Source organism: Agrobacterium sp. RC10-4-1 (assembly GCF_014138475.1).
Taxonomy (GTDB): Bacteria; Pseudomonadota; Alphaproteobacteria; order Rhizobiales; family Rhizobiaceae; genus Agrobacterium; species Agrobacterium pusense.
In genome coordinates this window covers 135640-156170 of the sequence record NZ_JACJIT010000005.1, presented here as the reverse complement: position 1 = coordinate 156170, position 20531 = coordinate 135640, and the positions used below count along the sequence as shown (strand labels likewise).

At 60.4% G+C, this 20531-nt stretch carries 20 protein-coding genes; 5 read left to right on the top strand and 15 right to left on the bottom strand.

Features of this window, described 5'->3' with window-relative positions:
- Positions 1–31 precede the first annotated feature (31 nt).
- Together FHW77_RS15180 and FHW77_RS15175 are read right to left on the bottom strand one after the other, a co-directional pair.
- Complete coding sequence (locus tag FHW77_RS15180; protein ID WP_004440995.1) at positions 32–1918, bottom strand: ABCB family ABC transporter ATP-binding protein/permease; 1887 nt, start codon at positions 1916–1918, stop codon at positions 32–34.
- A gap of 110 nt (positions 1919–2028) precedes the next feature.
- Positions 2029–4026: a LysM peptidoglycan-binding domain-containing protein gene (locus FHW77_RS15175; protein ID WP_004440997.1), complete on the bottom strand. Its 1998-nt coding sequence runs from the start codon at positions 4024–4026 to the stop codon at positions 2029–2031.
- A 156-nt stretch (positions 4027–4182) separates the two neighbouring features.
- Between FHW77_RS15175 and FHW77_RS15170 the strand changes: the two genes are divergently transcribed.
- Positions 4183–4803 (top strand): LOG family protein, encoded by a 621-nt coding sequence (locus tag FHW77_RS15170; protein ID WP_004440999.1) that lies wholly within the window; start codon positions 4183–4185, stop codon positions 4801–4803.
- A 187-nt stretch (positions 4804–4990) separates the two neighbouring features.
- Entirely contained in the window at positions 4991–6751 is a 1761-nt protein-coding gene (locus FHW77_RS15165) for a peptidoglycan D,D-transpeptidase FtsI family protein (protein ID WP_004441000.1), read from the top strand.
- Positions 6752–6803: 52 nt separating this feature from the next.
- Here the strand turns inward: FHW77_RS15165 and rarD are convergent, their stop codons facing one another.
- The 13 genes from rarD to alr all read right to left on the bottom strand — a co-directional run bounded on the left by rarD (position 6804) and on the right by alr (position 18493).
- Positions 6804–7712: an EamA family transporter RarD gene (gene rarD / locus FHW77_RS15160; protein WP_034495824.1), complete on the bottom strand. Its 909-nt coding sequence runs from the start codon at positions 7710–7712 to the stop codon at positions 6804–6806.
- Between the two features lie 213 nt (positions 7713–7925).
- Positions 7926–8882, bottom strand: coding sequence for a prolyl aminopeptidase (gene pip / locus FHW77_RS15155; protein ID WP_034495822.1), 957 nt, complete (start codon positions 8880–8882; stop codon positions 7926–7928).
- Positions 8883–8885: 3 nt separating this feature from the next.
- Positions 8886–9344: a GFA family protein gene (locus FHW77_RS15150; protein WP_004441005.1), complete on the bottom strand. Its 459-nt coding sequence runs from the start codon at positions 9342–9344 to the stop codon at positions 8886–8888.
- Positions 9341–9817 (bottom strand): GFA family protein, encoded by a 477-nt coding sequence (locus tag FHW77_RS15145; RefSeq protein ID WP_004441007.1) that lies wholly within the window; start codon positions 9815–9817, stop codon positions 9341–9343. The genes FHW77_RS15150 and FHW77_RS15145 overlap by 4 nt, the downstream gene beginning before the upstream one ends.
- Positions 9814–10182 (bottom strand): endonuclease domain-containing protein, encoded by a 369-nt coding sequence (locus FHW77_RS15140; protein ID WP_004441009.1) that lies wholly within the window; start codon positions 10180–10182, stop codon positions 9814–9816. The genes FHW77_RS15145 and FHW77_RS15140 overlap by 4 nt, the downstream gene beginning before the upstream one ends.
- A gap of 274 nt (positions 10183–10456) precedes the next feature.
- Positions 10457–11842, bottom strand: coding sequence for a cysteine--tRNA ligase (gene cysS / locus FHW77_RS15135; RefSeq protein ID WP_004441011.1), 1386 nt, complete (start codon positions 11840–11842; stop codon positions 10457–10459).
- Positions 11843–12053: 211 nt separating this feature from the next.
- Positions 12054–12794, bottom strand: coding sequence for an SDR family NAD(P)-dependent oxidoreductase (locus FHW77_RS15130; RefSeq protein WP_004441013.1), 741 nt, complete (start codon positions 12792–12794; stop codon positions 12054–12056).
- 145 nt (positions 12795–12939) lie between these two features.
- A complete protein-coding gene (gene purF, locus FHW77_RS15125) occupies positions 12940–14448 on the bottom strand; it encodes an amidophosphoribosyltransferase (protein ID WP_004441015.1) in 1509 nt (502 codons plus the stop codon).
- Positions 14449–14586: 138 nt separating this feature from the next.
- Entirely contained in the window at positions 14587–15174 is a 588-nt protein-coding gene (locus FHW77_RS15120) for a CvpA family protein (RefSeq protein ID WP_004441017.1), read from the bottom strand.
- Positions 15175–15263: 89 nt separating this feature from the next.
- Positions 15264–16670: a DNA repair protein RadA gene (radA, locus tag FHW77_RS15115; protein ID WP_004441018.1), complete on the bottom strand. Its 1407-nt coding sequence runs from the start codon at positions 16668–16670 to the stop codon at positions 15264–15266.
- Between the two features lie 5 nt (positions 16671–16675).
- On the bottom strand, positions 16676–16969 hold the full coding sequence (locus FHW77_RS15110) for a type II toxin-antitoxin system RelE/ParE family toxin (protein ID WP_034495818.1): 294 nt from the start codon (positions 16967–16969) through the stop codon (positions 16676–16678).
- 13 nt (positions 16970–16982) lie between these two features.
- Positions 16983–17252: a type II toxin-antitoxin system ParD family antitoxin gene (locus FHW77_RS15105; RefSeq protein WP_004441020.1), complete on the bottom strand. Its 270-nt coding sequence runs from the start codon at positions 17250–17252 to the stop codon at positions 16983–16985.
- A 65-nt stretch (positions 17253–17317) separates the two neighbouring features.
- Positions 17318–18493, bottom strand: a complete 1176-nt coding sequence (gene alr, locus FHW77_RS15100) for an alanine racemase (protein WP_004441022.1) — start codon at positions 18491–18493, stop codon at positions 17318–17320.
- A gap of 86 nt (positions 18494–18579) precedes the next feature.
- On the opposite strand from alr, the gene FHW77_RS15095 reads away from it, so the two are divergent.
- The 3 genes from FHW77_RS15095 (at position 18580) to FHW77_RS15085 (ending at position 20531) form a co-directional block, all read left to right on the top strand.
- Positions 18580–19437 (top strand): AraC family transcriptional regulator, encoded by an 858-nt coding sequence (locus FHW77_RS15095; RefSeq protein ID WP_064263196.1) that lies wholly within the window; start codon positions 18580–18582, stop codon positions 19435–19437.
- Between the two features lie 90 nt (positions 19438–19527).
- Positions 19528–20232 (top strand): AzlC family ABC transporter permease, encoded by a 705-nt coding sequence (locus FHW77_RS15090; RefSeq protein ID WP_004441025.1) that lies wholly within the window; start codon positions 19528–19530, stop codon positions 20230–20232.
- On the top strand, positions 20229–20531 hold the full coding sequence (locus FHW77_RS15085) for an AzlD family protein (protein WP_004441027.1): 303 nt from the start codon (positions 20229–20231) through the stop codon (positions 20529–20531). The genes FHW77_RS15090 and FHW77_RS15085 overlap by 4 nt, the downstream gene beginning before the upstream one ends.

Here is a 20531-nt window from a genome sequence, read left to right as displayed (position 1 = left end):
TGCGGGGGCCGTTATCAGGCGTTTATGCGCCTCAATGCGCTGGTTCGCCACGGTCCACGACACCGAGATCGTCGGTTTCGCGAACATGGCGCAGCATCTCTTCGGCCCGGATAGCTTCGCGCTGGCGGCTCCACATCGAGGCGTAAAGACCGTTCTGGGCCATCAGGGATGTGTGCGTGCCGCGCTCCGCGATCAGCCCTTCCTTCAGCACGATGATTTCATCTGCGCCGATCACCGTCGAGAGCCGGTGGGCGATGACCAGTGTGGTGCGGTTTTTCGAAACGATATCAAGCGCGCTCTGGATTTCCTGCTCCGTATGCGTATCGAGCGCCGAGGTCGCCTCGTCGAGGATCAGGATCGGCGGTGCCTTGAGGATCGTCCGGGCAATCGCCACACGCTGCTTTTCGCCACCGGAGAGCTTCAGCCCGCGCTCCCCGACCATGGTGGCGTAGCCATCCGGAAGCTTTCCGATGAAGGCGCTGATCTGGGCTGCATCCGCTGCCGCCGTGATGTCTTCGTCATTCGCCGAAGGGCGACCGTAACGGATATTGTAGGCCAGTGTATCGTTGAACAGCACCGTATCCTGCGGAACCATGCCGATGACGGAACGGAGGCTCTTTTGCGTCACGTCGCGGACATCCTGCCCGTCAATCGTGATCGCCCCTTCCTGGATATCGTAGAAACGGTAGAGCAGCCGCGAGATCGTTGATTTTCCTGCACCCGAAGGCCCGACAATGGCAACTGTCTTGCCCGCCGGCACGTCGAAGGAAATGCCCTTCAGGATCGGTCTCTCGGCATCATAGGCAAAATGCACGTCGCGGAACGAGATCGCGCCGGGACCGGCGGCGAGCGGCGTCGCACCCGGCCTGTCGGTAACCTCGGCTTCCACTTCCAGAAGCTCGAACATCTGCTCGATATCGGCGAGGCCCTGGCGGATTTCGCGATAGACGAAACCGATGAAATTGAGCGGCACGGAAAGCTGCAGCAAAAGTGCATTGATGAAGACGAAATCACCGATCGTCTGTTCGCCGCGCTGCACGGCAAGCGCCGACATCACCATCATGACGGTGGAGCCAAGGCCGAAAATTACACCCTGGCCGAAGTTCAGCCAGCCGAGTGAGGTCCAGATCGAGATCGCCGATTTTTCGTAACGCGCCATTGCGACATCGAAGCGCTGCGCCTCCATCTCTTCATTGCCGAAATATTTGACGGTCTCGAAATTCAGCAGCGAGTCGATTGCCTTGGTATTGGCATCGGTGTCGCTGTCGTTCATCGCGCGGCGGATGGAGATTCGCCAGTTGCTGGCCCGGACAGTGAACCAGATATAGGCCCAGACGGTGATGACCGTGACGAGAACGTAGGAAAAGCCGTAGGACGCCCAGAAGATGATTGCCGTCAGCAGGAATTCGATGAAGGTCGGTGCGGTGTTGAGGATGGTGAAGCGGACAATGGTCTCGATGCCCTTGGTGCCACGCTCGATAACCCGCGAGAGCCCGCCGGTCTTGCGCTCCAGATGGAAGCGCAGCGAAAGCCGGTGCATGTGTACGAATGTTCTGTAGGCCAGCTGGCGGACCGCGTGCTGACCGACGCTGGCGAAAAGCGAATCGCGCAGCTGGTTAAGCCCGACCTGTATCAGCCGCGTCAGATTATAGGCGATGACAAGGGCGACCGCGCCCAGCAGGAAGGCCGGGACCAGCCCCGCCATATCGAGCCTGCCATTCAGCGCGTCCGTCGCCCATTTGAAGAAATAGGGGACGGAGATGAGGACCAGCTTGGCGACAACAAGGTATACGGTGGCCCAGACCACCCGCATCTTCAGATCCCACCGCCCCTCCGGCCACATATATGGCCAGAGATTGATCAGCGTCTGTGTGGGATTGCTGGAATCCGCAGAAATGGTTTTTTTCTTCGTGGCCATCATACTCTCCGGGCACTGCCGGAAGCCGACAGCATGACGGCGGCTTTGGTCAAGCCGCCGCGCGCGTCACAGATAGGATCGTTGCGGATTTACCGCAACGGTTCAGTTGCTCAAGAGCCACCTTTCAGCCGCTTGCGGTGAAGTTCTTCCGCATTCGGCAGGGCCTCTTTCGGCACGCCGAAAATCTGGCCGGGCTCGATCAGGTCAGGGTTTTTGATCTGGTCCTCATTGGCGAGATAGATCGTGGTATAACGGACGCCCTGGCCATAGACGCGGCGCGAAATCTGCCACAGCGTGTCACCACGGCGGATGATGACGCTGTTCTGGCTTTCGGCCAGCGGCGCCTGCTCGAAGGTCTGCGGACCGGCTGGCGCCTGTGGCGTGGGAGCGGGCGGCGCGGTGATGTGGAGTTCGGCAAGCCTGCTGGCCAGCGAAGCCAGCCCCTTGCCGATTGCCGCCACGTCATTCGGCCAGGCTTCGACCGATGTCAGCAGCTGGCGCGCCTTGGCGGCGATGTCGCCGGCGAAGGCTGTGAAGTCCGGCTCGGTGGCTGCCGCGGTGCGGAACTCCGAAAGCGATTTCAGCGCGATCACCAAGGCGGAGCGGCCGGCAATTGCCTGATCGAGCGCCGGTGTCGCCTGGTCCCTATAGAGATTGGAGAGGATGCCGAAGGCCTTGGCGACATCGGTGCGCAGCTTTTCGAAAGCGGCGCGGTCGCTTGCCGTGCTCTGGTTTTCGGCCGGCGCTGCAGTCGTGGCCGCTGACGAAGAACCAGACGGCGTCTGCATCGCGACGGTTGCCTGGTCGGTCTGCGGCCTTTCGAACGGAACGCGCACGCGCACTTTCGCGGTGCCGTCGGCATTCAGCTCCTCGACGGTGATGATGTGGCTGCCAACGGCGAGATCAACGTCGCCTTCGATGACAAAATGCCCGGAGGCTTCCGTCGTGGCCTTGCCGATTTCCCTGTCATCGACCAGCGCGCGAACCGTCGAACCGGCGGGCGCGGAACCCGCGACGAAAATCTTCGATCCCTCGAACTCGACGGCAGTGACCTGGACGCTCGACGTCAACGGAGCGGCGGCAGCGGCCGCGCCGGCAAGCGGTACGGAGGCCGCATTGGCGTTGGTCGCAGCCGTTGCCGCAGGCTGTTGTGATGGCGTTTGCGGCTGAAGCGCCGGAGGGGCCGCCTCCGGCATGGCGAGGACCCGGCTTGCCTTGCCGGGCTTTGAAACCATGGCCAGAAGCTCGCCGGCCTTGCCTTCCGGAACGGAAACCGTCGCCACTTCCTCAGACTGCGTCGCCTTGCCGGCGGTATCGGTCGAACGCAGCACCAGTTCATGGTCGCCGGGCGGCAGGGGATTGTCGAAAACGGCTGCGAAATCGCCGGAGCCGTCGATCGTTGTCTGGGCGACGACCTTGCCGTTGCTCAGGATTTCAAGTTTCGCACCCGGCTGCGCCTTGCCGGCAACAACCGCCGAACCATCAGGCTCGACGCGCAGGACGTCGAAAGTCGGCGCGCCGGAAGAGGTCTGCGCGGCATCGGCTGGCGCCGCCGCCGGCTTCGCCGCTTCGGGCGCGCCATCGTCGGTGCCGGCGAAGACGCCCGCGAGACGACGCACCTGCGCCGCCGCTGCCGCCGCATTGTCAGGCAGGCCGCGCAGGAAGGCCGTGGTGCGCTCGGCGGCGGTGCGGGCTGTGGTGATGAGCCGCGACGTCGTTTCATCCAGCGACTCGGGAATTTCGATATTCGTCAGTTCCTTGAGCGAGGTCTCGACCTTCTTGCGCGCCGCTGCGAAATCGGCGTCGGAGGGAACCTTGCTGTCGGCGAAAAGCGTGGTCAGATCCTTGATCGACTGTGTGGCGGAAGCCGCCAGACGGCCGACCTTGTCGGCGATATTGGCGGTTTCTTCTGCCGCATCGGACAGGATGTCGCCCGCCTTGTCGGCGCCCATTTCCACGCTGTTCTTCACGGCGTTGCCCGCCTCGTTGATGGCGTCGCCGATCGGCTTGCCGTCGTTTGAAATCCGCGGCAGGACGAAAAAGATCATGAGCAGGGATGCAATCCCCAACACGATCAGCGCCAGCAAACCGGCTTTATTGTTTTTCATCCTGGGTGCTCCGGATAATTCAAGCTTTTCACACGAGTTGAGATTGCTAGCGTCTTACCTAGCGCCAGACAAGCGGTGAGTGGCCAAAAGGCCATATTTGCAAGGGATTTCCCAAATTTTCTTGACGTGCCGCATCGCACATAGTTCCTTCCCTTCATGACGGACAAAGATACAGCGATTCGATCCATCTGCGTTTATTGCGGCTCCCAGCCCGGACGTGATCCCGCCCACATGGAAGCAGGCCGTGCGCTTGGGAAATCCATTGCCGAAAACGGCATTCGCCTGGTTTATGGTGGCGGCACCAAGGGCATCATGGGCGCAGTTGCCAGCGGCGTTCTTTCCAATGGCGGCGAAGTGACGGGCATCATACCGGAATTTCTGGTCGATATGGAGGCAACACGCCATTCTCTCGGACAATTGAACGAGCTTGTCATCACAAAGGACATGCACGAGCGCAAACACATGATGTTCGAGCGCTCGGATGCTTTCGTCACCCTGCCGGGCGGTGTCGGCACGCTGGAAGAGATCGTGGAGATCATGACCTGGGCGCAGCTCGGCCGTCACGCGAAGCCAATGGTCTTCGCCAATATCAACGGTTTCTGGAACCCGATGCTGGAACTCGTGCAACATATGCGTGACCAGGGCTTCATCCACCGTGCGCATCTTCTCAACCCGCTCATCATTGACGAGGTGAAGGATATCGTCCCCGCCATCATCGACCGCGCGCTGGCGCAGCAGAACCCTGAAGGCGACCCTTCGGTGATTTCGCGCCTGTAGGCCCGGCGATTGTTAACGGCCGCTCAGGCGGCTCGTTACAATTTTAAATGTATATTAATATAGATTTAACGGCGGCATCCTTCCGCCCGTCCTTTTCGTGGCCCGGCGACTGATCCTGTGTCACCGTTTCCCAGGCGTTGGTTATCGCGGAATTTTGCTCCGCCGCCTCGGGTGGGTGTCATCGGCAATGATTGCTTTCGTGATGCGGCTGAAGAGCCGGACGCATTTCATTATCAAGAGAAACCCACTGCGGGGCAGGGAGGTCGTGTTCGGTTCGGTCGCCCGCCGCCGGGCGGAGGCAAAGACGCGGCTTGCGATCGTCATCGCCGTCTTCATTGCGATATATGGCGTTGCCGCGGCGCGCCTCGTTCAATATGGGCTCGCCGAACCCGTTTCCACCGCATGGATCAATTCCGGCGTCAACGCCATCGCCTCACGGCCTGACATCGTCGACCGCAACGGCACGCTTCTGGCGACCGATCTCAACATGGTATCGCTTTATGCGGATCCGCGCAGGATCGTCGATCCGGACGAGGTGGTGGAAAAACTCGCGACCGTCATTCCCAATCTGGATTGGCGCGAGACGCATCGTAGATTGCGTTCGGATACAGGCTTCCAGTGGTTGCGACGCCAGCTGACACCGCGGCAGCAGGCGGATATTCTCAATCTCGGCATACCGGGTATCGGTTTCCGCCCGGAAAAACGGCGGTTTTATCCGGGCGGCCCAACCGCTTCGCATATTATCGGCCACGTCAATGTCGACAATCAGGGTCTCGCTGGCATGGAGCGTTACCTGGACCAGCAGGGGCTGGCCGATCTGCGCGCTGTGGGTCTTGCCAGCGGCACGCCACTGGAACCGGTGCGGCTGTCCATCGATCTCAGGGTACAAAACATCGTTCGCGACGTGGTCGTGAAGGCGAAAAGTGCCTATCAGGCCGAAGCCGCCGGTTCGGTGATCCTCGATGTGGAGACGGGCGAAGTGCTGGCCATGGCTTCCGTCCCGGATTACGATCCGAACGAACCTTCCCGCACCCTCGCTGATGGCAGCGTCGACAAGGAGTATGAAAAAGGCTGGTTCAACAGGATGAGCAACGCCACCTTCGAGATGGGCTCCACATTCAAGAGCTTCACGCTCGCCATGGGTCTGGATGCCGGGGCGATTACGCTCAATTCGGTGGTGGATGCGTCGCGGCCGATCCGCATGGGCGGCTTCACCATCAGGGATTTCAAGGGAAGAAACCGGCCGCTCTCCATTCCGGAAGTGTTTCAATTTTCATCGAATATCGGCACGGCGGCGGTGGCCGACAGGGTCGGTGTCGAGGGCCATCAACAATTCCTGACGAAGCTTGGTCTGCTGACCAGAATGGACACGGAAATGCCCGGCGTTGCCACGCCGACCCAGCCGAGAAACTGGAAGAAGATCAATTCCGTCACCATCTCCTTCGGCCATGGCGTTGCTACCACTCCGTTGCAGACGGCGGTGGCCGCTGCAGCCCTTATCAATGGCGGAAGCCTGATCTCTCCGACCTTCCTGCCGCGTTCGAAAGAGGCTGCGGCATCGCTCGCGCGCAGCGTCATCAACGACAGGACGAGCGCCGACATGCGTTACCTCTTCAACTGGAACGGCATCAAGGGTTCCGGCCGTGGCGCACAGGTGGAGGGGTTTCATGTCGGCGGCAAGACGGGGACGGCAGACAAGGTGATCAATGGCCGTTACGCCAAGGACATCAATTTCAACGCCTTCGTGGCCGGTTTTCCCATGCACAAGCCGAAATATGTCGTGCTGACCATGATCGATGCGCCAAGGACCGGCGTGAACGGCGGCCGCACGGCAGCCTCGACAGCGGCCCCCATGACGCGCGAGATCATCGCCCAGACGGCGGGCCTCCTCGGTGTCAAGCCGCGCTTCGGCTATGAGGGAAACCCGCAATTGCTGGTGGATTACTGACGCCTGGCTACCTCACTCCTGTCTCAGGGAGCAGGAGTGAGAAAGGATTTGGTCATCGCTTGAGCCGCAGCAGGCTTGAGCCGGTGTAGATCGCAAGCGCCACCCAGATCATTGCGAAAGCCGCCAGACGCACCATGTCGAACGGTTCCTTGAAGACGAAAATGGCTATCAGGAAGATCATCGTCGGCGCGATATATTGCATGATGCCGATGGTGGAGAGCTTCAGCAGTTTCGCACCATTGCCATAGAGAATGAGGGGAACGGCGGTGATGAGGCCGCTTGCCGCCAGAAGCCAGGTATCGGCGGAATTGCCGCCCATGAAATGCGCCTGTCCGCTGAACGCAAGCCAGATCATGACCAGCACGGCGGGAATAGACAGCAGCATGACTTCCAGCAGGAAGCCCTGCGTCGCGCCTATGGGCAGGGTTTTGCGGAAAAAGGCGTAAAAGCCCCAGGAAACGGTGAGCGCGATGGAAACCCACGGCAGGCTGCCCGCATGCCAGGTGAGGATGGCCACCGCAACCGCCACGAGGCTGATGGCGGCGATCTGCGCCGGATAGAGTTTTTCCTTCAGCAGTACGGCACCGAGGAAGATGCTGAACAGCGGATTGATGAAATAGCCGAGCGCGGCATCAAGTGCGCGGCCCGCGCCGATCGACCAGATGTAGACGCCCCAGTTGATACTGATGAGCGCAGCCGTAAGACTCGCCATCGCAAGCATCTTCGGACTTCTCAGCGCCGTACGGATTTCAGCCGTGCGCCCGAGCACGATCAGCACCACCGCTGCGATCGGCACCGACCAGACGACGCGATGCACGATGACCTCGATCGGTGAAATATGTGCAACCGCCTTCATGTAGAAGGGCAGGAAACCCCACAAAAGATATGCGGAAAGCGCGAAAGCAAAACCGCGCGCGCTGTCGCCGCCCTCTTGGGCTGGAAGCGTTTTGTCGAGTGCCATGGGAGTACCGCCAATTGTTCGGATGGCGTTTTATAACGGATCGGCACAATGGCGGCCAATTCATTTCCGTGAAGGGTTCATGAGAAAAACTGCATGAATAAAAGGCGCTTTGCCTTTCAAACGTGCTGATCAGCGCCGGGTAAATGATTCCCGCAGGAAACCCCTGCGTGAATCATCATCTTATCCTGCCGCTACAACGTGCTGAAATAAATACTATTTCCCGGCAAAACGGTCGTTAGCGCGGATCAGTTGATCGAGAATGCCGGGCTCGCTCATCGCATGTCCCGCGGCCTCGATAATGTGGAAATCCGCGTCCGGCCAGGCCTTGGCCAGCTGCCAGGCATATTTCAGCGGGCAGGGCATGTCGTAACGTCCATGCACGATGACACCGGGAATATTCCTGAGCTTGCCGGCATCGCGCAGCAATTGTCCTTCCTCAAGCCAGCCGCCATTAACGAAGAAGTGGTTTTCGATGCGGGCGAAGGCAATCGCGTATTTGTCTTCACCGAAATCCTCGACGCGGTCGGGATCGGTGACGAGTGCAATGGTCGCGCCCTCCCATTGGCTCCATGCTTTCGCGCATTCCAGCTTCTTCGTTTCGTCAGTGCCTGTGAGATAGCGATTATAGGCCTGCATCATCTCGCCGCGTTCGGATTCGGGAATGGGTGCGATGAATTTTTCCCATTGATCCGGATAGATTTCAGAGACGCCGAACTGGTAGTACCAGTCGAGTTCCGGCCGGGTGACGGTGTAGATACCGCGCAGGACCAGTTCGCTGACGCGGTCCGGATGGGTTTCGGCATAGGCGAGCGCCAGCGTCGAACCCCAGGAGCCGCCGAACACCAGCCATTTCTCGAAGCCGCAGAGTTCACGCAGCCGTTCAATATCGGCAACCAGATGCCATGTGGTGTTGGCTTTGAGTTCCGCGTGTGGCGTGGAGCGACCGCAGCCGCGCTGATCGAACAGGATGACATCGTAAAGATCGGGATCGAATACCCGGCGATGGGTGGGATTCACTCCGCCGCCTGGGCCCCCGTGCAGGAAGACCGCCGGCTTAGCGCCGCGTGTGCCCACCCGCTCCCAATAGATCGTGTGGCCGTCACCCACGTCGAGCATGCCGGTCTCGAAGGGTTCGATCTCTGGATAAAAGCCGCGCAGTTCTTCAGTCATGTTTTATCGTTCCTCAGGCGGCCATTCGGCCGTGTCATGATCCGGATGTTGGTAGGAGGTGATCTCGGCCTCATCGACGCCCTGTTCGACTGCCGGTTTGGCGAAGAGTTGCTCGATCCACGGCATACGCTTGTGGATGTTCACCTGCACCTGCGGCTCTATCTTCTCGGGATGGTCGAAAGCGCCGATCGCGATCTCCACGCCGCCGGGATAATGATAGGTCAGCGGTGTGCCGCACTTGTTGCAGAAACCGCGATGGATTTTCTGCGACGAGCGGAAGAGGGCAGGCTGGCCGCGTGTCCAGGTCAGATGTGCCTGATCGGCAGTCACAAGTGCGCCAAAGAAATTGCCGAAATGTTTCTGGCACATGCGGCAGTGGCAGATGGAGGCCCTGCCGAGCTTGCCCGCATGGAACCGTACGGCGCCGCACTGGCAGCCGCCGGAAAAACCCGTTTCGCTCATTGTCTGTTCTCCGGTGGCCAGTTTTCGGTGTCGTGGTCGGGGTGCTGATAGGAAACGAGATTGGCAAGGTAGTCCACCTGCGTCAGGTCGTCCTCGGTCGCAACGGCGGGCAGGGTGTGGAGGTTGTCGACAAAACCGATCTTCCGTTCCACGCCCCACTGGATGGTTGGCGGCAGCGCGGCGGGATCGTCGAAGGCGCCGGCCGCCACCGCAATGCCATCCGGAGCCTCATAGGTTAGCGGCGTGCCGCATTCGGGGCAAAAGCCGCGCTTCACGACGCTGGAGGACTGGAAGCGTTTCGGCTCGCCGCGCGTCCATGTGAACTCCACATTGCGAACTGAAACCAGTGGCGCGTAATAAGCCCCGAAAGCCTTCTGGCACATGCGGCAATGGCAGATGGAACTGTCTTTCAGGTCGCCAGTGGCGCGAAAACGGACCGCGCCGCATTGGCATCCGCCGGTATATGTCGTCATCTTCGGTCCTCCCGGATCGTTCTGATAATGTGGAGACAGACATTATCTAAGTCTGTGAGGACGTCATGGTTCCAGAAGCGGAGGATGGTCCAGCCGTCTTTTTCAAGCCGCACGGTTCTTTCATGATCGTAGTGTAATGCTGCCTCGGATGTATGTTGAGAGCCATCGATCTCGATAATAAGTCGATGATCGGAACAGGCGAAATCGACGATAAAACCGGCAATCGGCATTTGTCTACGGAAACTCAAGCCTTCCAGGCGATGGGCGCGAATTGCGTTCCAGAGTTTCAGCTCGGCATCCGTCATTACTTTCCGCATTTGCTTCGCGTATTTGCGATGCATTGGGTCTACATCTGCATGCGGCATGATCTGGCTCGCCGTTTAGTGCCTCGCCTTAGATTGGTTGAGGGAACTTAAAATCGCAAGCGTATTGTGGTGGGCGAGGATACCCCCCTCTGCCCTGCCGGGCATCTCCCCCACAAGGAGGGAGATCGGCATGACGCGCCTGCGTCGCTCCATTTCGACCGAAGAGAAATGCGGGGCCTAACAACGAGTCGATCTCCCCACCTGTGGGGGAGATGCCCGGCAGGGCAGAGGGGGGTAAACCGCAAGCCGCAGCCTCAAGCGCTGGACGCAAGCCCTACCGCTTCAACTCCCAGGTCGTCGTCCGCTCGCCGGTCTCCTTGTCCTTGCCATCCTTCAACTGAATGCCCTTCTCCGAAAGCTCATCGCGCAACCGATCAGCCTCTGCAAAGTTCTTCGCCTTCAGCATCTCCAGACGCAATTCCACCAGAGCGTTGACCGCCGAAACGATGGCCTCGTCCATTTCAGTTGTCTTCGGCAGCACGCCCAAGAGGGCAGCACTCGCCGCGAAGGCCGGCAGCTTGGATGGGTTCACATTGGCCGCGTGTGCCGATGCATGCAGCGCCTGCACGGCCGCAACGGTGTTGAGATCGTCGGCAAGCGCCTCGAGCACGGTTTCATCCGGCGCGGCATCGGAGGCTTCCGCCGCCGGCCATTTGGCGAGCAGGCGTTCGGCCTCTTCCAGACGCTTTACCGAAAAATCGATCGGCTCTCTATAATGCGTCATCAGCATCGCAAGACGCAGAACCTCGCCCGGCCATTTCCGGCCGCCGAATTTCTCCGTGTGCAGCAATTCATAGATCGTCACGAAGTTGCCCTCGGACTTCGACATCTTGCGGCCTTCCACCTGCACAAAGCCGTTATGCATCCACACGTTCGCCATGACATGCGTGCCGTGCGCGCAACGGGACTGGGCGATTTCGTTCTCGTGATGTGGGAAGATGAGGTCGAGCCCGCCGCCGTGAATGTCGAAAACGTCACCGAGGTAGCGGCCGGACATAGCCGAGCATTCGATATGCCAGCCGGGACGGCCGCGGCCCCAAGGGCTTTCCCAGCCGGGCTCGTTGTGGGAGGAAAGCTTCCACAGCACGAAATCGCCGGGGTTCTTCTTGTGGGCATCCACCGCCACGCGCGCGCCCGCCTGCTGCTCGTCCAGCGGACGCTTCGAAAGCTGCCCGTAATCCGCCATGGAGCGAGTGTCGAACAAGACCTCGCCACCGGCCGCATAGGCGTGGCCGCGTGCGATCAGTTTCTCGATGATGTCGATCATCTGTGCGATATTGTCGGTCGCGCGCGGTTCGACACTTGGCTGAAGGCAGCCCAGCGCCGCGACGTCCGCATGGAACTGGTCAGCCGTCTTTTCCGTCACGGCGTGGATGGCATCGTTGAGCGGCAGATGCGGATAGTCCCGCAGCGCCCGCGCATTGATCTTGTCATCAACGTCAGTGATGTTGCGGGCATAGGTGACGTGATTTTCGCCATAGACATGGCGCAGCAGCCGGAAGAGAACATCGAACACGATGACGGGTCGCGCGTTGCCGATATGGGCGAAATCATAGACCGTCGGGCCGCAGACATACATGCGCACGTTTTCAGGATCGATGGGCGCAAATTCCGCCTTTTCGCGGGTCAGCGTGTTGTAAAGTTTCAGGCGCAAGGACATGCGGCAATTCCCTAGAGGCAGTCAGTTGTCCTGACCGGGCCGTTTGTCTGTAAGACCTTGCGGGAGACGAAAACGAGCCGGCCGGTGGCGAACCAGCAAAATTATTTCAGCAGCAGGTGCAGATCGTCGTTTTCATGACTTGCGTTATGGCGCGGCGGTCATGCGCGGTCAAGCGTTTCTCTCGTGACGTTGGCTGACCCGCCGACCGGCATCACTCCGGCGGACGGTAATCCACGAACCGGTTTTCCCGGACCAGGAAGAGCTTGCCGGTCTCTTTGAGATCGGGCGAAGCAAGCGGCAGGATGGCTGCGGCTACCTCTGACGGATGCGGCACGGTGGCGGGATCTTCGCCGGGCATGGCCTGCGCGCGCATTGCCGTGCGCGTGGCGCCGGGATTGATGCTGTTGACGCGAAGCGCGCTCTTCTGCGTCTCCGCCGCCCAGGTGCGGGCAAGTGCTTCCACAGCTGCCTTGGAGGTGGAGTAGACGCCCCAGAAGGGACGACAGCTATGAGCGGCACCCGAGGACAGGATCAATGCCCGACCGGCGTCAGATTTGAGAAGCAGCGGCTCGACCGAGCGGATCAGCCGCCAGGTGGCGGTGACGTTGATGGTCATGACCCTTTCGAAAACCTTTGCCTCGATATGGCCGACCGGCGAGATGACGCCGAGGACACCGGCATTGGCGACCAGAATATCCAGCTTGCCCCAGCGCTCGTAGATATTGGCGCCCAGCGCATCGATGGCTTTCATGTCGGAGAGATCGAAGGGAACCAGCGTCGCGGTGCCGCCGACGGCCTTGATGGCGTCGTCCAGTTCCTCAAGGCCGCCCACCGTGCGGGCGCAGGCGATGACATGCGCGCCGGCCTTGGCGAGTTCCAGCGCGGTGAAATAGCCGATGCCGCGCGACGCGCCGGTGACGAGAGCGATGCGGCCCTTGAGATCGATAGTCATGGTCTCCCCCGAAATGATTGCGCTTCCTTGTACGAAGCCGCAGCCGCCTGCTGCAAGCAATTAAATTGCCGCAGCTCGCGGGCTGATAAAAGGCAAGAAAAAAGCGGCCACCGGAGACCGGTGGCCGCTTGTTCTTTCGGGATTATCAGCCGTTGCTGGCCAGCATGGAAATCTTGCTGCCCATCGCCTCGCCGTTTTTGTCGAGGAGGCGGGTCGGATAATCGCCGGTGAAATAGTGGTCGGTGAACTGCGGCCGCGCCTGATTGCGGTTTTCACCGCCCACCGCGCGATAAAGCCCGTCGATCGACAGGAACGCCAGCGAATCGGCGCCGATATATTTCGCCATCGCCTCGACATCCGCATACTGGTTCGCCAGCAGCTTGTCGGCATCAGGTGTGTCGATGCCGTAGAAATCCGGATGGAAGATCATCGGGCTGGCAACGCGGATATGCACTTCCTTGGCGCCGGCCTCGCGGATCATCTGCACGATCTTGACCGAGGTCGTGCCGCGCACGATGGAATCATCCACCAGCACCACGCGCTTGCCTTCGATCATCGCCCGATTGGCGGAATGCTTGAGCTTGACACCGAAGGCGCGGATCTGCTGGGTCGGCTCGATGAAGGTGCGGCCGACATAATGGTTGCGGATGATACCGTATTCGAAGGGAATGCCGCTCTCCTGCGCAAAACCGAGCGCTGCGGGCGTGCCGCCATCGGGAACGGGCACCACCACATCGGCTTCGAGCGGTGCTTCCTTGGCAAGGTTCATGCCCATGTTCTTGCGCGTCGTGTAGACGTTGCGGCCGCCGACGACGGAATCGGGACGGGCGAAATAGACATATTCGAACAGGCAGAGACGCTCCGGCTGCGGTTTCGAGGGCTTGCGCGCATCGATGGTGATCGAACCGTCAGGCTGGATCTCGCAGATGATGACTTCGCCGTTTTCAACGTCGCGCACGAATTTCGCGCCGATGATATCGAGAGCACAGGTCTCCGAGCAGAAGATAGGCTTGCCGTCCAGCTCGCCCATGACCAGCGGGCGGATACCGATCGGGTCACGCGCGGCAATCAGCTTGGTGCGGGTCATCGCCAGCATCGAGTAACCGCCTTCCATCTGCCTGATGGCATCGATGAAACGGTCGGCGGTGGAGGCATGACGGGAGCGCGCGATGAGGTGCAGCACCACTTCGGTATCCGAGGTCGACTGACAGATGGCGCCCGTCGCGATGATCTGGCGGCGCAGCGTCAGGCCGTTGGTGAAGTTGCCGTTATGGGCAATCGAAATACCGCCTTCTTCCAGTTCGGCAAACAGCGGCTGTACGTTGCGCATCGCCACTTCGCCGGTGGTGGAATAACGGGTGTGGCCGATGGCGATGGAGCCGGGCAGGCGGGCAAGCGTTGCAGGATCGGTATAATGATCGCCGACGAGGCCCATATGGCGTTCCTGATGGAAGCGCTTGCCATCGAAGGAGACGATGCCGGCTGCTTCCTGGCCGCGATGCTGCAGGGCATGCAGGCCAAGCGCGGTCAGCGCCGAGGCGTCGGCATGGCCGAGAATGCCGAAAACGCCGCATTCTTCATGCAGCGTATCGCCGTCGATCTCTTCCTTGAAAGTGGTCCCATGGAATGTGGAATGCGAAAGCGGCTCAATCATCCGGCTTGCCCTTGCTCTCTACCGAGAAAAAAGAAAGACCTCGCCGGCGAGTATCTCTCCCGGTCGGTCCGTCTGTGTCGTGCTTGATATTTAGCACAAATAGCGCGCCTTGCATGCATTGCAAGACGCGACACTGTGTCAATTATTCGTTGCCGGCGGATTTGTTGCCGGCACATCTTCGGCAGGCGCCTGCGTGGTCGTCTGTTCCTGCGGTTTTCCAAGGATGCGAGCGCGAATCTGCGGCTCGATATCGTCAGGCAGAACCGCCTCCAGCTTGCCCACCAGCCCGTCGAGGAAGGGCTTGGACTTCGCCTGCGTCACCCATTCCGGCTGCGTCTTCACATCCACCAGCCAGTTCCAGAAGGCGACCGCAACCACTAGAAGCAGAATGCCGCGCGCCGCGCCGAACAGGAATCCGAGCGTACGGTCCAGTGCGCCGATGCGGCTGTCGATGATGAAATCGGCAATGCGCGAGGTGATGAAGGAAATCACGATCAGCGAGACGAGGAAAACGACGCCTGCGGAACCGGCAATGGCGATCTTGTCGTCATCGGTATAGTTGCGCGCATAGGGCAGCAGGACCGGATAAAGATAATAGGCGGCGGCGACCGAACCGGCCCAGCTCGCAATCGACAGGATTTCGCGGGAAAAACCGCGGACCATCGCGAGAATGGCGGAGAAAAGAACAACGGCGATGACGATGCCGTCGAAAATTGTAATGGGCATATACCAACTCCGGAGGTGCGACGCCCTGTCAGGCGCTGCCTTGCCAATTTTGCGATCCTCTTACACCACTGTTTCCTTTGGCGAAAGGATCAATATTCGTCGTCCTCAACCTGTTTGAACCGGTTGCCGGAGCCGGCGATGCGGGCCACGAGGTCCGGAAGGCTTTCGATTTCCGTCCAGCGCCCCTTGCCGCCTTTCGGCAATTCAGCCGAAGCAGAAGGCAGAAGTGCGGCGGAAAAGCCGAGTTTTTCAGCTTCTTTCAATCGCTGGCCCGTGTGCGAGACCGGGCGCACCGCGCCCGACAGGCTGATTTCGCCGAAATAGACGCAATCGGCGGGGAGGGCAAGACCGGCAAGCGAGGAAACCAGCGCAGAAGCAATAGCCATATCGGCGGCCGGTTCAGAAATCCGGTAGCCGCCGGCGACGTTGAGATAGACATCGTGCTGACCGAGCTTCACGCCGCAATGGGCCTCCAGTACCGCGAGAATCATGGCGAGTCGCGACGAATCCCAGCCGACCACCGCGCGGCGCGGTGTGCCGAGCGAGGTTGGCGCGACCAGCGCCTGCACTTCAACGAGCACGGGGCGTGTGCCCTCGATGCCTGCAAAAACCGCAGCGCCCGGTGATTTTTCGTTGCGTTCTCCCAGAAACAGTTCGGATGGATTGGACACTTCCCTGAGGCCGCGATCCGACATTTCGAACACGCCGATTTCATCGGTCGGCCCGAAGCGGTTCTTGACGGTTCGAAGAATGCGGTAATGGTGGCCGCGGTCACCTTCGAAATAAAGGACGGCATCGACCATGTGCTCCACCACGCGCGGGCCGGCGATCTGGCCTTCCTTGGTGACATGGCCGACAAGCACCATGGTCGCGCCCGTCTGCTTGGCGAAACGGATCATCGCCTGCACGCCGGTGCGCACCTGTGTCACCGTGCCGGGGGCGGAATCGGCGGTATCGCTCCACAATGTCTGGATGGAATCGATGATGACGAGATCGGGCCGCTTGCCTTCGGAAATCGTCGCCAGAATATCCTCGACATTGGTTTCCGCCGCCAGAAGCACATCGGTTTCCGCAGCCCCCAGACGTTGCGCACGCAGACGCACCTGCGCCACCGCCTCTTCGCCGGAGACATAGATGATGCGATGGCCGCGCCGCGAAAGGGCGGCGGCCGCCTGCATGAGGAGCGTCGATTTGCCGATACCGGGATCCCCACCGATCAGAACGGCCGAACCGCGCACGAAACCGCCGCCGGTCGCCCGATCAAGTTCGCTGATGCCGGTCGGGATGCGGGGGGCTTCTTCGATTTCACCTGATAGTGAGGTGAGTGTGACTGGCCGGCCCTTCTTGGGAGCCTTGCCCGGGCCGGATCCGATGCCGCCCATCGGGTCTTCCTCGACGATGGTATTCCACTCGCCGCAGCCTTCGCATTTTCCCGCCCATCGGGTATGAACCGTGCCGCAGTTCTGGCACACGAATTGAGTCTTGGCTTTGGCCATCTATGTCAGTTTTCTTCTTGTTTGAAATGATCTGCGGAGATGTCTTGGTGGCCGTGGAGGACGCGCAGGACCGTAAGCTCATTCTCGTTGACGCGGAAGAAAATCACGCGGTCCCGATAGGCAATGCTGCGAAGCCCTGTTCCATAGCTGCTTCGTGAGACGCCGGACAGGCCGAGCGCCGCTAGCGATTCGACCTTGTCAAAAATTTCAAGCGCGAGACGGTCGGCCGCGGCCGGATTTTCCACTGCGATATAGGCGTGATCTTCAGCGACGTCCTGCCTTGCCCGCGTGGTCCAGATAACGGTCCGGATATTAATGATCGGTCCCCGTTTTTCGTTGCGCGGACAGGTTCTTGATGTCGCTCAGGAAAGCATCTCGCGACCGATAGCTGTGAACACGGCCAGCGTCAGCATCATCAATTCCTTCCTGCAGCAGCAGCTTGAGTGCCGCTTTCTTTCCCTCATCGCTGCCCAGCAAACGAAGTCCAGCAGAAATCACTGCATCCGCATCGCTATAGACGCCAGCTGCCACCTGCTCCTCGATGAACTTCTCGTCCTGCTCGCTCAAATGGATTTCGGGCATTTCGATCTCCTTTTGTTCTCTTTTAACACAGGTCGCGTGAGCTTTCCAAGCGCTAAAGGCGCGTCTCAATCATCCGCCATCAGATATTGCCGCTCATATCGCAGACCAAGTCCTGTCAACATCTCATAGCCGATCGTTCCTGCCGCCCGTGCAGTCTCGTCTACGGGCACACTGGGACCGAAAAGCTCGACATAGTCTCCGGTTCGAATGGCATTGGCCGGAACATCCGTCACGTCGAAGATGGTGAGGTCCATGGTGACGCGGCCAGCAACCGGCACCTTGTGGCCGTTGACGACACCGTATGCGCCGCCATGGCCCATTTCGCGCAGCGGAATGCCGGAACCGGACAGCGAACGCTGGTATCCGTCCGCGTAACCGACAGTCGCGATGGCGAGGCGGCTTGCGCGTTTCAGCAGAAAGGTGCCGCCATAACTGACGGTCTGGCCTTCGCCCGCATCGCGGATCTGGATGATGCGCGCTTCGGCTTTGGCGACCGGCCGCATGGGACTTGCAACGTCGTTGACCGCCTCTCCGCCATAGAGCGCTATGCCGGGACGGGTAAGGTCGAAATGATAATCCGGGCCGAGAAAGATACCGGCGGAAGCCGAGAGGCTCGATTCGATACCTTCGAAAGCAGTGCTAACCATCCGGAATGATTCGAGCTGAGCCCTGTTCATCGGCGAGGAGGGCGTGTCGGCACAGGCGAGATGGGAAAGCACCAGAACCGGGTCAAAACTTGCCGGCCGGGTCACGTCGTCGGCCAGAAACAGCGCATCGTCGAGCGGCAGTCCGAGACGGTTGAAGCCGGTGTCCACATGCAGTGCGCAGGGGTGATCACCACGCTCGGCCACCGTCGCCATCCAGAAGGAAAGCTGCTCCTCGGAGGCAAGAACCGGCACCAGATCATTGTCGAAGACCTGCCGTTCCTGGCCCTGCCAGATGCCTGACAGGACGAAGATGCGTGCTTCAGGTGCATAGGAACGCAGGGTCTCACCCTCGGCAACCGTTGCCACGAAGAAGTCGCGCGCGCCGGCATGGTAGAGCGCTGCGCCGCAATCCTCGATGCCGAGGCCATAGGCATCAGCCTTCACGACGGCCGCTGTCCGCGCCTTACCGGAGCGTCTCCTCATGTCCCGCCAATTATCGGCCAGCGCACCGAGATCGACGGTCAGCCGCAGTGGCGCGTGTTCGAAAGCGTCGGTTTCGGTTTCAGCGAATGTATCCTCGAAGTCGTCTGTCATGCCATGCGTCCGGTTGATTTTGGAACCGACCAGACCCTAGCACTTTTGTTCAAGACGGTAAGGATCGAATGCTCTAAACTTCGCTCATGCACAATGTTTCGCAGGAACAGGCCCTCGATTTCATGCCCGTCGCCACGACGGAAACCACGCGTTTCTGGCGAGACGAACGTTTTGGCGGCATGGAATGCCTGAGTGCTACGTTTCTCACCCATGAATATTCGCCTCACGCCCATGACACGTTTTCGATAGGCGCCATCGAAAGTGGCTCGCAGATTTCCACCATTCAGGGCACTACCGAACAGACGGGGCCGGGGCATCTCTATCTCATCAATCCCGACGAGATTCACGATGGTGCACCAGGCGGCGGCGGTTACCGTTACCGGATGATCTATCCCGACACCGCACTGCTGCGCGATATCATCGAGGATGTGACAGGCAGGGCCTTCCACGGTACGCCTTCATTCCCGAAGTTTCTGCCGCGCGATCCGCAGATGGCGGCCGCCTTTCAGATGGCGCACCGGCGTCTGGAGGAGAAATCCGGTGCCCTCGAGGCGGATGAGGGCATGTTCTCGGTTCTCGCCGCCCTTTTCGGCAGGCATGGCAGCGCCATTATTCTGCAGGTCGAAACGCGCGAGAAAACGGCGGTTTACACCGCCCGCGACTACCTTTCCGACAATTACGAGACCGATATCGGCCTTGAGGAACTGGCTTCCATTGCCGGTCTCAGCCGCGCACACCTTATCCGTGCTTTCAGGAAAGAGTTCTACATCACCCCGCACGCCTATCTGACCGACGTGCGCATCCGCAGGGCGCGTCGGCTTCTGCGCGCCGGCGAGATGCCGGCCGAGGTGGCGGCGATGTGCGGTTTTGCGGACCAGGCGCATTTCACCCGCCATTTCAAGGCGCGCACCGGCATTACCCCGGGCCAGTTTCGCATGGGGTGATGCCGGCACACGCATTCCTGTGTGACGTCACTTTCGTACAAGACCGGTGGATGTCTTACGCGTAATCGCTCTCCTGAAAGGGAGAAAGCGATGTCAATATGGGACAAAAGGACGGAATTCGTCGCGGGATTACGGGCCGCCGCGCCATTGCTCGTGGCCATGGTGCCGATCGGCGTCGTGTTTGGCGCGGTCGCCATCGGCAAGGGCCTGTCGCCGCTCGAAGCCTCGCTGATGTCGCTGCTGGTCTTCGCCGGCGGCTCGCAATTCGTGGCGATGGACTTATGGACCCATCCGGCTAGCTGGAGCGCGCTCGGCTTTGCGGCGCTGCTCGTCAATCTGCGCCACGTGCTGATGAGCGCTTCCATCGCCGGCAAGCTGGACGATTTCCGGGGCTGGCGGAAATATGCGGCCATGCTGGTGCTGACGGATGAATCCTGGGCGTTGTCGGAGTTTCGTGTCATCGCCGGCAGGCTGACGGCGGGTTTCTTCACCGGCGCTGCATTGTCGATCTATATCGTCTGGAACCTGGCCACCCTCACCGGTGCTTTGCTGGGTTCGGTCATGGGCGACATGTCGGTCATCGGGCTGGATTTCGCCTTTCCCGCGGTGTTTATCGTGCTGCTCATAGGGTTCTGGAAGGGCCGGGAAACGGGCTCGGTGCTTCTGGCAAGCGCCTCCGCCGCCTTTCTCACCCATGCGCTGGTACCCGGAGCCTGGTATATCGCCGCCGGTGCGCTCGCGGGCCTCGCTGTCGCCGCCTTCGGCCATGATGAACAGGCGGAGCAGCCGGCATGACGCTCGACCTTAATACGCTGCTGACGATTCTCGCCATGATGGCGGCAACCGTCGCAACACGCCTCGGCGGCCTGTTGCTTGTCAGTCGGTTTACCCTGACCGCGCGCCTTAAAAAGGCCCTCGGCGTAGTGCCGCCCGCCGTCCTGATGGCCGTCGTCACGCCGACTGCGCTTGCCAGCGGACCGGCGGAAACCATCGCCTGCGCGGTCACCGCTGTCGCGGCGCTGCGCCTCAGCCTTCTGCCGGCGGCAACAGTCGGCGTGGCGGCCGTGGCGCTGCTGCGCGGAATCGGTTTGTGA